The organism is Polaribacter sp. (assembly GCF_051251875.1).
In the GTDB taxonomy this organism is placed as follows: Bacteria; Bacteroidota; Bacteroidia; order Flavobacteriales; family Flavobacteriaceae; genus Polaribacter.
The window spans coordinates 1-17321 of sequence record NZ_JBPOGL010000009.1 but is presented as its reverse complement, the minus strand read 5'-3'; the positions used below and the strand labels follow the sequence as shown (position 1 = coordinate 17321).

The following is a 17321-nucleotide window of genomic DNA, read 5'->3' as shown; positions in this document are numbered from 1 at the left end:
ATTAATAATTAAAATAAATTTATCATGAAAAAAAATTACACATTTAAAACAATTAAAACAGGCTTAGCTATTTTTGCGATGGTATTTAGCTTTGCAAATGCAAACGCACAAACGGAAGAGGTACTTATAAGTAGCAATATTAGAACTGTGGGTACTACTGTATATGCAGGAGGAGCAATTGATATTGTAACATCTGAACAAACAGTAGAAGGGACAACATTTAAAATTCAAGTCACTCTTACTCCTAATTCAACTGCATCAGGTAGCGGTGCTTATATTGAGAGTAATGGTAATAATAGATATGGAGTTGATGGGGCTTCAATTGACGGAGACTTGGTTGAAACTATTACCACTAGTAATTTAACAGTTATTGATTTTAATCCAGGTGAAACATCTTATACAGTAGATGCTATCTCAGATATACATTTTACGGGAGTTACTCTTTTTAATATGAATGGTGCTAATGATCAACCTTTATTTACGATTGTTGGAGGAACTAATCCTGGTACTTTTAACATAGGACAGGGAGCAGCAAGATCTGGAACGATTACATTTGGGACTCCTTATACAAATGGAGCAGATCCAGCAGTAGAAACAACAGTAGGAAGTACTACTGGGGTAACTGCTTTTACACTTGGTAATGGTTCTACAGAGGCGAATGATTCTTACCAAATTATTGGTACTAATTGGGCTCTTACTTTTACTAAAGATACCACTCTTGGAGTAAATACTATTAATAAAAAAGATGATGCTTTAACTATTTTTCCAACAGTTACAGATGGAGCTTTTTCTGTAAACAAAGCCTTTGAAACTTTACAACTTTTTGACCTAACGGGTAAAGCTGTTAAAACATTTAAATCTTCTGATGCTTTAGAAGTATCAGGAATTGGTTCTGGACTTTATATTGTTAAAATTCAATCGGAAGTTGGTGCAATTTCTACAGGTAAATTAATCGTTAAATAATCATAAAAACCATTTCATAATTTAAGTAAAAAGGATAAAATTTCGGTTTACTTAAATTATGAAACTTTTTAATCTGCAATTTTTTATCAAAAGATGAAAAAAAATACAATTCATATATTGGTGTTTCTTTTATGTTCGTTTTCAATTAACATAAGTTTTGAAGCACAAGTTCTAGACCCAGAATTAGGTCTGAGAGCAGATTGGTTGCGAGGAACCTATGGTTTAAATTGGAAACCTGGTAGAGGTGCTAATGGTGTATATGAAGGCAGAGATTATACGATTGAACATTTTTTAGATCAAATTAAACATCTTAAAACAGTTGATTATATTCAGGTTCATTTAAATGAATCAAGTATATATTCACCTGTTCATGCGGGTACGCATGCATTAATAGAATCATTTTGGGAAGGTGATACTAGTAGTGGAAATCCAATAAATTTAGTTGTTCCTAGAGCATCTATAGGTAGAGACCCTTTTTTAGAGGTAATTAAAGCGGTAAAAGCTGCAGGACTAAAAGTGCAAGTGTATGTGAATAGTTCAAATATGCTTAGAAGAGTAGGTAACTCGTCACCAGATGATTTTCCGGATGTAACTAATAGATGGATGAATTGGTGCGATACAGACGCAACAGCTCAAGCTTTTTTAAATAGCAAGTCTTATCATACAGATGGTGATAATGAAAATCGTCCGTATATGTTTTGCTATGCAGAATATATTCTAAAGGATTATGCCATTAGATATGGAGATTTAATTGATGCTTGGTGTTTTGATTCAGGACGCTATATGTGGCAATATGGTGGAGATAATCAAGATAGTGATGATGTGAACGAACAAAGAATTTATCAAGCCTTTGCAGATGCCTGTCATGCAGGTAATCCGGAAGCAGCAGTTTCTTTTCAAAATTCACCTGGTAGTAATAATTTGGTAGACAATCCGTTTACGCCTGCTACACTTTTTTGTGATTATATGTTTGGACATCCGTTTAACGGAGGAAAAAACGTAGGAGACAATCCAGCGAATGAATTTATCATTAAATGGACAGCAGACAGAAATGGTTATGCTCATATAAATGATGGTAAAACCAGAACTTGGGATGATAAGGTAGTAGGACATTATGACCCACCAATGAGCAGCACAAAATGGAATGCTGGTTCAGAACCTGGTGTTTCTAATGATGTGTTTGCAGAGTATTATGGTAAAATGATGTTAGGCAATGGTGCCGTATCCTTCGGTATACCTTTGAATGGCAGATATAATTTTGAAAATAAATTATTAAGTCAAGATTGGGCAATGGTTCAATTAGAATTATTAGAAGATTATTTAAGTGTACATCAATTTCCTGGTGCACCAAATTGGGCAAGACAACATACCGTTTTACCTGATGCTACTGTAGGAGAACCTTATTTGCATAACTTGATTGATGGAGTTGATTTTTGGGACTCTGAAGGAGATATAATAACTAAACTTTTTGCTGTAGAAACAGATACTTTTCCGTCTTGGTTAACCATCCTAGAAACACAAGCTGGTGTTTGGACCTTGAGCGGAACACCAACAGAAACAGCATTGGCAGATTATGATTTTAGATTAAGAGTAGAAGACGCAACTGGTGGAAATAATAGATGGGTTAATTTGAAAGTTAATGGTGGAGTACTTGCTACCGATACCAAAGAATTAGATAAGGAATCCTTTAATTTATTTCCTAATCCTGTAAATAATACTATTTCATTAAACATTCCAATTCATTCAGCAAAAATTATAGATCTAACAGGTAAGGTGGTTAAAACCTATGATTCAGAAATAAAAAAGTTAGATGTTTCCAATTTACAATCTGGTATTTATATTTTGAAAGGGCTTAGTACAGATGGAATAAAAATGATTAAAAAGTTTGTAAAATAAATTATATAGATGATGAGCTCACAACCGAAATTTATAAAAAACAGAAAAATAGTTATTCTATTTACTTTTTTATGCACCCTAATTATTTTGCCAAAGGCAGAAGCTCAGATTCCAGATCCAGATCAAGGATTAAGAGCAGATTGGATGAAAGGTGCTTTAGGTTTGTTATGGTTGCCTGAGCGCAATTACAATGGTAATATTGAAGGTATTAGAATTGATGATTTTATTACTCAAATAAAAGACCTTAGAACCATTGATTATGTACAACTTCCATTAACGAGTCCAAATATTTTTTCTCCAATACATGTTGGACCTCATCCTATAATAGAAAGTTTATGGCAAGGAGATACTGATACAAATGGTGATATAATTAATTTGGCAGTTCCTAGAGAAGCAGTAGATGATCCTCTTTTAAGCTGGTTAAAAGCATTAAGAGCAGCAGGATTAAAAACGGAAATATATGTAAATTCATATAATTTATTAGCTCGTAATCCAGATGATACGCAAACTAATTATCCAGACGTTTCAAATCGATGGAAAGAATGGTGTGATACCAATGCAGAAGCGCAAACTTTTATAAACAGTCAAACCTACCATAATGGAGATGGCAGACGAAAATACATGTTTTGCTATGCTGAATTTATTTTGAAAGATTATGCAGAACGTTATGGAGATTTAATTGATGCATGGTGTTTTGATTCTGCAGATAATATTATGGAAAATGAGTGTGGAGACGATCCTGCATCTGATGATGTAAATGAACAAAGAGTTTATCAAGCTTTTGCTGAAGCTTGTCGTTCAGGAAATCCAAACGCAGCAATTTCATTTAATAATAGTGTTGGTGATAGAGAAGGAAACCCGTTTACAACAGCCACTCTTTTTGATGACTATACTTTTGGACATCCTTTTGGAGGAGCAGGAAACATGGTGGAACCAAGAGATCCTTTATATTTCTATAATTTTGGAATTATTGAATGGATGATAGCTTATAATGGATATGCTTTTAGAGATGATTCAAGAGATTGGAATGATAATGTTGTTTCGCATTTTTTTCCAAAACAAAGTTCTACATCATGGAATGCAGGCAATACTCCTTGTTTAACAGACGAAGAATTTGTAGAATGGACTACCAAAGGTCTTATAAGTGGAGGAGCAATTACTTGGGGAACTCCTTTAGTGAGAACAAATTTAGAAAATTCGCCAGTTCTAACATTACAACCTTATGCTTTAACTCAGTTTGAGCTTACGGATACGTATTTAAAAGAATTTCAGTCTCCCGGAGCACCAAATTGGTCCAGACAATATACTATTTTACCACCTGCTCATAAAGGTTCTTTATACTCACATAAATTAATAGAAGGGTTTGATTTTTGGGATCCAGAAGGAGATGTTATTACATCACTTATAGCTTCAGGTAGTTTTCCTTCTTGGTTAACCATTACAGAAACAGATCCTGGAGTTTGGACATTAAGCGGAACTCCTACAGAAACAGTAGATACAGATTATAATTTTAATCTACAAGCAAACGATGCAACTGGCGGGACTAATAGACAAGTAACATTAAACGTTTTATCAGAATTTGCTTCAACAGAGGTTCAAGTAAAAGCAACAGCAAGTACTAATTATGGAATAAATACAAAGGCTGTTATGTATTCTGATGTTCAAACCGCACCAGATGGATTGGCAACCTATAGAATTTCAATAGATGTTACACCTACAAGTGATAAAGCCGTAATTTCTGGGGTTTCAGGAGGTGATGCAACAGAAAATTCTTGGGGATTAGGAGATGGAACAAACAGTAATAGCGATGATATTTTTACAGGTAGTGATAACGAGTGGGTAGAAAGTATTAATAATATTCAAATTGTTGATTTTAATGCCAATGGAGGATCTCTTACTGTAGACAACTTTTCAGGTTTTTTTAAATCTATTACTATTGTGAATGCTCAATCCGTAAATGATTTTGTTTCCTTAATAGTTGATGCTACAACGTACAATCCAGGACGTTTAGCAAACAAATTAGAAACCCTAGATTTAGAATTAGAAACTTCAACTACTAATATTACTGATTTTGCTATTGGAACAGGAAATGATTCAGCAACTAATAAATGGTCAGTTGAAGGAATAAATATAGCTATTGAAATTAATGATAGTAGTTTATCTACTTCTGAAATAAATCAAGAAGAAATAGTCCCATTTGTTTTATTTCCAAGTCCTGCAAATAATCAAATTTCATTTAACATGCCATTGCATACGGTTAAAATTATAGATGTAACCGGAAAAGAATTGAAAACTTTTTCAAAAGAAACAAAAAATATAGATATCTCAGATTTTATGTCGGGTATATACATCCTAAAAGGAATTAATTCCGAGGGAAAAACTATTATAAAAAAATTTATAAAACAAACTTCAAACTAATCTAATTAAAGAATGAATAACAAAGAAAAAATATTGATAAATGTGGGTAAGCGTAATTTCTTAGTCATACTTTTTTGTTTGTTATTTGGAATGTATAACATACAATCTCAAGTATTTTACGATGAAACATCATCAAATGAGTTATTGTCTATAGAAGGCGGTGCTACTTGGGCTAGCCCATCAAATGGAGGTTTTGAATACAATAATAATGGTACCAATGTTCAAAATAGAGCATTGTTGTATTCTACATCAGCCTATCAATCTGAAGATGGTTTTAAGCTAACAATAGAATATACCACAGGATCTATTGAGGATGTTGCTGGGCATAATTTTTCTTTTGGTTTAATAAGTGATGAAACTGATTTAGCAACGTATTCAGGTTTTAATCCTTTTAGAGCAGAAACATCAGTATATAGTGTTGGAGCTAATCTAACAACTAATGAAGACGCAACAGCAAGAGGATTAAATTTTACCAACACTACAGAAAGGGTTACTTTAGATGAATCTGGAACCAGCGTACAGTTTGCCACAGATGAAACCACAAAAGTTACTATAGAAATAGGTATTGGTGGTTATTGGTCTTATCGTATTAATGATGTTTATGAAGAATCTGGTGTATTACTTGAAGGTTTTGATTTCAATAAAAATTACCATGTTGCAGTGTATGGGCAAAGTGATAATGGTGATGGAAAATCAATTCAGTCTATAACATTAGAAAAAAGATATGCTTTAGGAGAACGCGCAGTAAAATTACGAGGAACTTGGAATTCAGAAATTCTAGTAGATTTAGTAGATGACAGGATCAAGAACCTTAAAACATTAGATCGTTTAGGTGTAAGTTTTACAAACGGCGCTGTATTATCAGCAGAACACAAAGTGCCTCATAAATTGTTTGATATGTTAGCTGGTGGAGATGCAGCTGCCCCGGCTTGGGGAGATTTAAATTCAGATACACCTGATAATGATAAAATGCTAGCGGATATTTTAAAAATTAAAGCTGCTGGTTTTTATGTAAAAACCTACACAAATTCTGAAAATTTTGTGGGTCCAAATGCAGACTATCTTCAACCATTTGTAGATAGTTGGATAGCATATTGCGATACAGACCCAGAAGTACAGGCCTTTATTAATAGTAAACCCTACCATACTGGTATATGGAATAGAGATACTGAAACCTATGAAGATGCCACTGATAATTTTCCTATGAGAAAATATATGTTTTGTTATGCAGAATATTTTCTGAAAGATTATGCATTACGTTATGGTAAATACTTAGATTCATGGATTTTTGATGACGGCAGTACTATGGGACAAAATGGAGATAATGCCACAAGTGGTATTGTAGAAGAACAAAGAATATATCAAGCTTTTGCAAATGCTGTGCATGCAGGTAATCCTGATATTCCAATTGCTTTTAATAATGGAAGGAGTACAACAAGCTATAATGCCTATCCTTATGCACATCCCGTTAGATTTGAAGACTTTACCTTTGGACATGCTTTTGGAGGAAATAATAATCATGCAGAAAAAGAAAATGGAAATCAATTCAACCTTAATTACCAATATGTAACCCGTATGACAGAAACCAATGGGTTTGTACATTCAGGTGGAAGTTGGGATTGGGATGATAAGATTGTTGGGAATTTTCATTCAAAATTATCAACAACAGCATGGAAATATGGACCTACACAAGCATGGGAACAAGAAGATTTTAATCAATGGAACTTAGAGGCAATGCATGCAGGTGGCTCTATGACATGGGGAGGATCTTTTAATAGAGCAGAAACTACAATTTATGATTGGGTATATGTGCTATTGGAGGGTATGGATAATTACCTTGCAGAATACGAAAATCCAGGACCACCAAATTGGGCAAGAGCTCATACTATTTTACCATCGGCTTACAAAGGTTTCTTATACACACATACATTAAAAGAAGGTATTGACTTTTGGGATCCGGAAGGAGATGTAATTACATCATTGATTGCTACTGGCAGTTTTCCGTCATGGTTAACTATTACAGAAACAGCATCTGGTGAATGGACTTTAACCGGAACTCCAACAGAAACAACAGATACCGAGTATGAATTTAATTTACAAGTGAATGATGCTTCCGGAGGAACTGATAGAAAAGTAACATTAAATGTTTTTTCAGAAATTGCCTCAACAGCTGTTCAAATAAAAGCAACGGCAAGTACAAATTATAGTATCAATACCAAGGCTGTAATGTATTCTGATGTTCAAACAGCACCAGATGGATTAGCAACCTATAGAATTTCAATAGATGTTACACCTTCCAGTGATAAAGCCGTAATTTCTGGTATTTCAGGAGGCACAGCAACAGAAAATTCTTGGGGTTTAGGAGATGGAACAAACAGTAATAGTGATGATATTTTTACAGGTAGTGATAACGAATGGGTAGAAAGTATTAATAATATTCAAATTGTAGATTTTAATGCCAATGGTGGATCTTTTACTTCAGATAATATAATCGTCAATTTTAAATCTCTTGTTATTGTTAATGCACAATCTACAAACGATTTTGTTTCATTAAAATATAATGACACTAATATTGATGTAGGTAGATTAGAAAATCAAACACAAGAAATTGATTTAGAAACTATTTTAAATACAGATTCTATTAATGAGTTTGCTATAGGCGTTGGAAATTCAGAAGCTACTAATAAATGGGCTATAGAAGGAATTAATGTTATTATTAAATTTGAAGAGAATAGGTTATCAACTTCAGATATAAATCAAAATAAAATTGAGCCTTTTAGTGTATTTCCAAATCCAGCAAAAAATCAAATTTCATTTAATCGTTATTCAGTAAAGACGCAAGTTTTTGATCTAACTGGAAAATTGGTGAAAGTTGAAAATAATAGAAAGAATACAATAGATATTTCAACGCTACAGAATGGAATTTACATTGTTAAAGTACAAACTGAAAAAGGTAATATTTACTTCAAAAAATTATTAATAGAATAAATGAATATAATCGATATTTCATATAATCACATTAAAACCATAAAGCTTAACATAGTTTTTATAGTTTGTTTTATGACAGCTATAACTGTTGTTAGAGCTCAGACAGAAGGTCCTCAGTTTATCAAAAATACTTTGACAGACGCAGGTGTTTTTAATACGCCAAATTATAATCTTACCACAGATTATGATGCTTATAGAGAGTACGATAACATACAAGGAATGTTTATTGATGCACTAGATTATGGTGAAAACCCATCAAAAGTATTTGCTTGGTATGGAGTTCCGGAAAATTTAGCAGAAGGAGAAAAAGCTCCAGCCGTTGTTTTAGTTCACGGTGGTGGTGGAACAGCTTTTCCTAACTGGGTAAACCAATGGACAAGCCGTGGGTATATTGCAATTGCAATTGCACATGAAGGACAGTTACCAGGAGAAAAAGAAAATGGTTGGTATCAAACATGGGAATATTCTGGGCCAAGAAGGGCTGGTTTTTTTAGAGATGCTGATGAAAATTTAGATGAACAATGGTTTTATCATGCAACGGCAGATGCTATTTTGGCCAACAGCTTATTAAGAAGTTTTCCTGAAGTTGATGCTTCTAATATTGGAATAAACGGTATTTCTTGGGGAGGTGTTTTAACCAATGTAATTACTGGTATTGATGATCGTTTTTCATTTTCAGTTCCGGTTTACGGTTGTGGTTATTTATACGAAAGTCCTAAGTATAGTGTAGACATGCTAGTAAATACGGAAGCTGAAAAAGAATTTTATTTTGCCAATTGGGAACCTTCTCTTTATATGCCTTTGCAAAATTTACCAGTTTTTTATGTTAACGGTGATAATGACAAGCAGTTTGCAATGAATATTGCTTCTAAAAGTTACAATCTTATCAATAGTGAAAAATATGTGCGTTTTCAACACTTAATGTCTCATAGTACAGTTGCAGGATACAGACCAGAAGAAATATATGATTTTGCAGATTATATTACCAAAAACGGAACAGCTCCTTTAAAGGTAGTTGTTAACGATGTTTCTGAAGATTCAGTTACAGCTTCTTTTGAAGGTGATGTAAAAAGTGCTGTATTATATTACACAGGTGAAGTAGCAAGTTGGGAACAAGATTCTTACGATTGGTTAGTGATAGATGCGCAAGTGGCAGAAGCAACAAATACAATTACCGCAACATTGCCAGAGGGAACAAAATATTTTTACATTAATGTATTTAATAGTGAAGAGCGCATGTATAGCAGTACAATGGAAGAAGTAATAGATACTTCTAGTACTACAACAGAAGTTCATATTAAAGCAACAGAAAATACTACGTATAGTTCAGGAGCAGTTACTATGACAGGTGTAGGAAACATAGAAGGGTCTGATGCAACGTTTGAAATAAACATTACAGTTACACCTAGTTTTAATGCAGAAACATATCCGAATGCCGTAATTGTATCTGGAGTTAGTGATGGTAATAATACATCAACTTCAAAAAGTTGGGCAATAAGTGATGATGGCGCAAACAATGTTTACGGAGATAGAATTTTTCAAGGAGATCAAGGATTTTCTGCAACCATTTCAAATGCAACGGTTGGAAATATTACAGGAACAAGCGGTTTAACATCAGAAGATATTACTATAGACACTTTTAAGTCTATAACTATAGTAAATGCACATAATGTGGGTGATAGATTTACATTTTCTGCGGATGGATCTACAGATTTTGAATTAGGAAGATTTAATGGAGAAGGTACAAAAATAGTAGATTTAGTAGCAGAAGCAACAGATACAAATATTCTGTCGTTTACCATTAAAAACGGATCAACTGCAACAAATGATAAATGGTCTGTAGAAAATATATCTGTGCAAGCGCGTGTAGATGTATCAACCTTAACTTTAGGTACTGATGAAATTATTGAAAAGTCAGGAAAATCTTTTGTTGTTTTTCCTAATCCAACAAAAAATCAAATTACGTTTAATGGCTATTCAGTAAAGACACAAGTTTTTAATGTTACAGGAAAATTGGTAAAAATTGATATTACAAGAAAAAAAACAATTGATATTTCAACGTTAAAAAACGGAATATACATCGTTAGAGTGCAAACCGAAGAAGGTGATATCTTCTTCAATAAAATAATAAAAGAATAAATATAACTTAAGATTTTATAATATCTAATATGAAAATTAAATTTTTAAAAATGGCAAATAGAATAACAATATTATGCTTCCTATACTTGATGACATCTTGTGCAGGATTTACAAAAGCACAAACCAAAGATCAAACCAAAGCACAAAAACCAAATATCATTTTCATTTTTGCTGATGATTGGGGTTATGGAGATATTAGTGACCATGGAAGTACTTGGGTAGAAACCCCAAACATTGATAAAATGATTTCTGAAGGAATGGACTTCGCTAATTTTACAGTAAATAGCCCTGTTTGTTCACCAAGTAGAGTAGCTGTTATGTCTGGTCAGTTTCCTGCAAGACAATCTATTCATCAGCACTTTCAAGGATGGAAAGCACATCAAAAAAGAGGCATGCCAGATTGGATGGATCCTAATGGGATGTCTTTTCCTAAAGAATTTCAAAAAGCAGGATACGTAACAGGACATTTTGGTAAATGGCATTTAGGATGGAAAGCAAAAGATGGGCCAATAGAAAGCGATTATGGTTATGATGAGTATGCCACATTTAATGGTTCAGGTACAATAAGTATCCCTAAAGGTGGTTCTGTAGGTGTAGATTATGCTGAAAAATTTATCAAAAAAAATAAAGACAAACCATTTTTTATAAATCTATGGTTGCATGAAGCACATACAGCACATTATCCATTAAAAAAATTCATGGATAAATTTGGTAAGCTAGATGCACAAAAACAAGTATATGCTTCTATAATTGCTGAAGGAGATGAAGCAGTTGGTAGAATCGCAAAGTTATTAAAAGAATTAAACTTAGATGAAAACACTTTAGTGGTTTTTTCTACCGATAATGGTCCAGAATGGGAAGGTTCAGAAAAAGAAAAACTGCATAAAGGTAATGAAGAAGACGGAGTAGCGGGTCTTGGTAAATATTATTCTGTAGGAGAAACAGGAGGGTTAAAAGGTCAAAAAAGATCTTTGTTTGCAGGTGGAATTCGTGTACCATTTGTTGCTAAATGGCCAAAAGTAATACCAGCAGGTGTAGAAGATAAAACGTCTGTGGTAACAGCAGTAGATTTATTGCCTACATTTTTTGAAGCAGCAGGTATTAAAATGCCAAATGATTTTCAACCAGATGGAGAAAGTATGATGTCTGCCTTTACAGGAAAAGGATTGGAAAGAAGTAAGCCAATTTTTTGGGAATGGAGAGGTGGAGCTAGTCATGATTATACATGGCCTTCGCTTGGAGTTAGAGAAGGAGATTGGAAACTTGTTGTGGATGTAACCGGTGATAAATATGAGTTGTATAACATTAAAGAAGATTGGAAAGAGGAAAATGATCTAGCAAAAAATAATCCAGAAAAAGCGGCTAAATTATTAGTAATGGTAAAAGAATGGAAAGCAACATTACCAACCGAACCAAAAGCAAGTACTTTATCTTCTGTTAGACAAAAAGGAAAGACTACTAAGAAAAAGGGTAAAAAAGTTAAAAAGAAAAAGAAGGTTAATAAATAAAATTTAACCAAAGTTATTTATAATGGTAAGGCAACTTTTTTTGAAAAAAGAGTGTTTATAGGAATAATAATTTTTCCATGAACAGTTCAGTTTCTTTACCACCTTGTTTGTCACGCCATAGGAGTATTAAGTTTGATTGGCTTAATAATAAAAAGACTCACTACGGAGTGACAAACTGTACGGGAAAGTTATAAATTTAAATTATTTAGCCCATTAAAAAAGATATAGACCTTATAATTAAATTGCTACAAAATTGTGGCTTTCTAAAAATAGATTTTAAACAAAATGAAACATATAACTAAAATATTTTTAACACTACTTTTTGCAATAAGTTTAGGTTGCAAACAAGAACCTGCTCTTACTTACGAACAAATGAGTTCATCCAAAGAAAAATCTAATGAAGCATTTAATGATGCTAAATATGGTATGTTCATTCATTGGGGATTGTACTCCATTCCAGGAGGAATTTGGAAAGGTAAAAAAATGGAAGAACTTAAAGGACCAAAAGTAGCAGAATGGATTCAGTTTGGTGCTAGAATACCTAGAGCAGAATATGCAGCATTAGCAAATCAGTTTAACCCAGATAAATTTGATGCTGATGCTATTGCAAAATTAGCAAAAGATGCAGGTATGAAATATTTGGTAATTACCTCTAAACATCATGATGGTTTTGCCATGTATGATTCTAAAGTAAGTGAGTATGATATTACTGATGCAAGTCCATATCCAAAAGATATTGTGCAAGAATTATACGATGCTTGTCAAAAATACGAAATAGATTTTGGTTTGTATTATTCACATAATATTGATTGGATGGATGCAAATGATTGTGGTCTTTCTGAATATATTGCATCTAGAGGAGAAATGCATGACAGAGTAAAACGTAAAGCAGGAGTGAATACTTGGGATCCAAGTCCAAATACTTTTTCAGAGTATTTAGAAAATAAGTCGTATCCACAAGTAAAAGAAATACTAACAAAATTTCCTAATTTAACCACGCTATGGTATGATTTTCCACATTATGTAACACCAGAACAAAGTCATAAATTTTACAAAATAGCCTATGATTTACAACCAAATATGTTGGTAAATTCAAGAGTTGGTAACGATTTAGGCGATTTTGATATTCCTGGTGATAATAAAATTCCACAAGATCATTTAGCAATTACCAAACCTTGGCAAACAGTGGGTACTACCAATAATTCTTGGGGCTATAATTCGTATGATAACGATTGGAAATCTGTAAAAGAATTGTTGTTTTGGTTAACAGAAATTGTTAGTAAAGGTGGTAATTATATGTTGAATATTGGTCCTAAAGCATCAGGAGAAGTTCCCGTAGAATCTGCAAATAATTTATTAGAAGTAGGGAAGTTTTTAGCAGTAAATGGTGAAGCTATTTACAATACCAGAAAATGGAAAGTAACACAAGAAGGTCCTACCAAAATAGAAATGAACGGAACTCATGATAGAGCAGAAAAAGCCGATTTAAAATTTGAGTTTACACCACAAGATTTTTGGTTTACTCAAAAAGAAAATACAATATATGCTATAGCGTTAGCGTATCCTAAAGAAAACGAAAAGGTAATTATTCAAAGCTTAACTCTAGAAAATTTAGCAGAAATAAAAAGTGTAACTTTATTGGGTGATGATTCAGCATTATCTTGGCAACAGACTAAAGAAGGCTTAGAAGTAACCTTAGACAAAAAAGTAGTAGACCCAAATGGTTATGCTTTAAAAATTAAATATTAATATTTAATTTTCGAGTGATAGAAACGGGAATACATAGTAGAATTATATAAAAAGTGATGCTTTCCTGGAAGTTTTTTTATTTTTTCCAGGAAGGTTTTTGAGTCAAGGTATAAAAGAGAGCTGTGATGTATGCAAGAGTTCTTGTACTTGTTTAAGTAAATTTAATGGTTGTATATTGATATAATTAACTTTTATTTTTATTGAAGATTAAAAAAAATGAATAGTTAAAGTTTCGAATCCATATCTTAGAAATTTTCGAGAAGTATTTAAGGTCTTATGTGATAAAGATAATCTATCAAATAGGTCTAATACAGAACTCTTTCTTCACTTATTTTTTTTAAAAGCCTCTATCGGTTTGCCAACTTCAGATCAACTAAACATCTCAACTATTATTTTTTATTAAAAAGTAGATTTAAGCAACTGAATGGGCTATTTCAGCAATGATAAAAAACACATCCGTGCTATCTTTGAACTAATTAATCATACAAATAAAACATTGGGATTAAGTATTTTATATACGAAACAATTAACTAAAACTAAATATATATCAAAAATGAAAACAAACACATTATTTATCTTGATAGTTCTAAATACTTTTTTTGCATTTGCGCAACAAAAAACCGTAACAGGTAAAATTGTTGATAATGAAGGTGTAGAGTTATTTGGTGTAAGCATTATAGAAAAAGGAACTAAGAACGGAACTACTTCAAATTTTGATGGTGAATATTCTATAAAATTAAAAGGAAGTAGCAATCAGTTAGAATTTAGTTATATAGGTTATCAAAAGAAAACAGTACTTGTAAATAAAGAAGTTATAGATATAATAATGGCTCCAAGTACAAACCAATTAGAGGAAATTACTCTTACTGTGGGTTTAAGGGCAGCTCAATTAAAGTCTATTAAAGATAAAAGAGACTCGGATGATATCATAGAGTCTATTACATCAGAAGACATTGGTGCCTTTTCAGATAATAATACTGCAGATGCTTTAGAGCGAGTTGCTGGTGTTCAAATAGAAAGAAATGTAGATGGTACAACTGGAGATAGAATTTCTGTGCAAGGTTTAGGACCAGAATTTGTAGAGGTAACCATTAATGGTAGGTCTCCACTTTCTGCAGGAACTGATGGGTATAGTGATTTAAGACAGTTTAACTTAGATGTTATACCAACAGAGATTATTAGTGGTGCTTCTATTAATAAAACTGGGGGTGCAGGTAGTAATGGTGGTATTGGAGGAAATGTAAACTTTAGTACTATAAGACCTTTAAATATGCGTTACAAAGGAGGGAAAAAATATTTTGGTGTGGTATCTTCTAGAACTACAGCCAATAGTATAAAACCAGAATTGGGAAGTAGATCTTCAATGGCATTTGGTGGTAAAATTAATGATAAATTGGGGGCATTTGTTACTTTTTTAAAATCAAAAGATTTAACGGTTCAAAATTCAGCTGGTCTAGGAGGTCACTTGCCTAGAGGTTATACAATAGATAACAATGAAAATGGCGTGTATGATGAAGGTATTGATACTTTTTATGCTGCTACTGATAGTACACATTATGGGCCTGGTAATAATAGTAATAGTATTAATAAAAGAATAAATACAAGAACGGCAACCTCCTTAGGAATTCAATACAAACCGAATAAGAAATTAGACATTATGCTGGATTATACATTCACTGGTCTTGTAGCTGATTCTCAAAGAGATGTTTTGCAAACAACTTATAATCTTTATACGACTACTAATAATAATACAGGTATTACTAGTCACACATTATGGGCGCCAGGTTCTCTTGATTTTAATGGGCAGCATTTAACATATTTCGACCTAGAAGGTGCTCCAGATGCTGGGTATACTTTAAGAAGTAGAAATACACAGGTTAAGAATACTACAAAAAGTGGCTTAGGTGGTTTAAACATTAGATACAATGCAAATAAGAAATTAAACTTAGTAGGAGATGTTTCTTATTCTAGTATTAATTTTATTGGACAGACAGTAAATAGTGGAACTATAGTTTATAATCAGGATTTTGAAGATTTTAATCGTCAAGATTTATCTTTAGATATAAGAAGCGGGAATTTTTCTTATGGATTTCCTAATATATACAGTAGTGAGGTCTTAGCTACCGCTGCTCCGAATATAGGAAATAATGTTACAAAAAATTTAGGATATAAATTTCAGGCTAAAATAGATGCGGATTATAGAATGAGTAAAAAAATTAGAGTATCTGGAGGTTTAAGTTATGATTATAGCAATACTCAGTCTAGACGATTTGGGATAAACACAAATAGTTATGTAAAAGAAAATGGTAGTGTTGGCCTTACTGCAGCACAGTTAATTGCTTATAAAAACTTTTCTTCTCAAGGTACTAGAACAGATGGAGTTTTCTTAGAAGGAGGTACTGGTTTAGATAATTGGCTAGCTAGTTCGGGTTTAGCACTTTGGAATGCAGATCCAGAATTTTCTTCTTATAATGGAGGTGAAATTTTTAATTTTGACAAATCACTTTCGGAAATTCCAGGAGAAGAGGATAACGTTGGGTTTAATGCAAATAGATCTTATCAGGTTTTAGAAAGTAACCTTAAAGCATATTTAGATGTAAGGTTAACTACTAAAATTTTCGGGCGTAAAGCAGTTTTAAGGTTTTCGTCATCACTTGTTAAATATAATAATGCATCTTCAGGATTTTCAACCATTGTATATTATGACCCTATAGATGATACGGAAACTGAGGATACTGGTTTTTCTCAATACCTTGTAACAGATAATACTACTCTAAATTTCTTACCAAGTTTTAATGGGACAATAGATTTAAGAAAAAATTTAAAATTTCGATTAACTGCTAGTAAAAGATTGACAAGACCTAGAGTTAGAAATTTACTACCTAACAATACAATTAGTTTTATAGATCCATCATCAGAAGTATTAAACCCTGATTCTGAAAGCTATGCGCCAGGTGAATATTTTAACACAATTAGATCTGGAAACGCTGATTTAGTGCCTAGAACAGCTTGGTCTTTTAATACTGCTGTAAGTTATTATAGCAAAAATGGAGGTATTTTTACAGTAGGTGGGTTTTATAGAGACCTTAGAAATTATGCGGGTGTAATATGGCAGTATCAGCAACCATTTCCAGGTATAGAAAAAATAGGTATTTCATTACCTGAAGGATTAGAAGATAGCTTGTTTGATATTAGACAACCTGTAAATAATGCATCTAACGCGCAGGTATACGGGTTTGAAGCTGGGTTAAATCAACATTTTACTTTTTTACCAGGTTTTGCTAGTGGTTTCGGTTTTTCTGCTAACTTTACGTATACACAAAGTGAATTTATATCAGCAACAGGAGAAGATGTAGCACTAGGCTTGCCTGGAACATCAAAATATAGTGGAAAAGCAATTTTATATTACCAAAAATATGGTTTTACATTTAGAGCTACAGGATCTTACAGAAGTAATTATTTAAGCCGTCTTGCAGGTCTTGGTTATATAGGGCAAGATCAATCTCATTATACGATTGGAAATGCAATATTTGGTTTGAGTGCTCAATATAATATAACTAAAAATGTAAATTTAAATTCGAGTATTACCAATTTAACGGGTACAAATACTGTGCGATATATAGCTAACGACCCAAAGAACATATCGTCAGTTTTTGCAGT

The 17321-nt window shown here is 32.7% G+C and carries 8 protein-coding genes; all 8 read left to right on the top strand.

The features are described from left to right. Positions 1 to 24 precede the first annotated feature (24 nt). Positions 25 to 963, top strand: a complete 939-nt coding sequence (locus tag ACSHW5_RS05970) for a T9SS type A sorting domain-containing protein (RefSeq protein ID WP_435675201.1) — start codon at positions 25 to 27, stop codon at positions 961 to 963. Between the two features lie 93 nt (positions 964 to 1056). Continuing rightward, on the top strand, positions 1057 to 2859 hold the full coding sequence (locus ACSHW5_RS05965) for a T9SS type A sorting domain-containing protein (protein ID WP_435675200.1): 1803 nt from the start codon (positions 1057 to 1059) through the stop codon (positions 2857 to 2859). Positions 2860 to 2871: 12 nt separating this feature from the next. Beyond that, entirely contained in the window at positions 2872 to 5277 is a 2406-nt protein-coding gene (locus ACSHW5_RS05960; RefSeq protein ID WP_435675199.1) for a T9SS type A sorting domain-containing protein, read from the top strand. Positions 5278 to 5289: 12 nt separating this feature from the next. Beyond that, on the top strand, positions 5290 to 8265 hold the full coding sequence (locus ACSHW5_RS05955; protein WP_435675198.1) for a T9SS type A sorting domain-containing protein: 2976 nt from the start codon (positions 5290 to 5292) through the stop codon (positions 8263 to 8265). Between the two features lie 72 nt (positions 8266 to 8337). After that, positions 8338 to 10404 (top strand): T9SS type A sorting domain-containing protein, encoded by a 2067-nt coding sequence (locus ACSHW5_RS05950; RefSeq protein ID WP_435675197.1) that lies wholly within the window; start codon positions 8338 to 8340, stop codon positions 10402 to 10404. Positions 10405 to 10454: 50 nt separating this feature from the next. Beyond that, the gene (locus tag ACSHW5_RS05945) at positions 10455 to 11912 is read left to right on the top strand and encodes a sulfatase-like hydrolase/transferase (protein ID WP_435675196.1); all 1458 of its coding nucleotides are present in this window, start codon (positions 10455 to 10457) and stop codon (positions 11910 to 11912) included. Positions 11913 to 12197: 285 nt separating this feature from the next. Then, positions 12198 to 13661, top strand: coding sequence for an alpha-L-fucosidase (locus ACSHW5_RS05940; protein ID WP_435675195.1), 1464 nt, complete (start codon positions 12198 to 12200; stop codon positions 13659 to 13661). 553 nt (positions 13662 to 14214) lie between these two features. Next, on the top strand, positions 14215 to 17321 hold a 3107-nt coding region (locus tag ACSHW5_RS05935; RefSeq protein WP_435675194.1), incomplete at its 3' end, for a TonB-dependent receptor.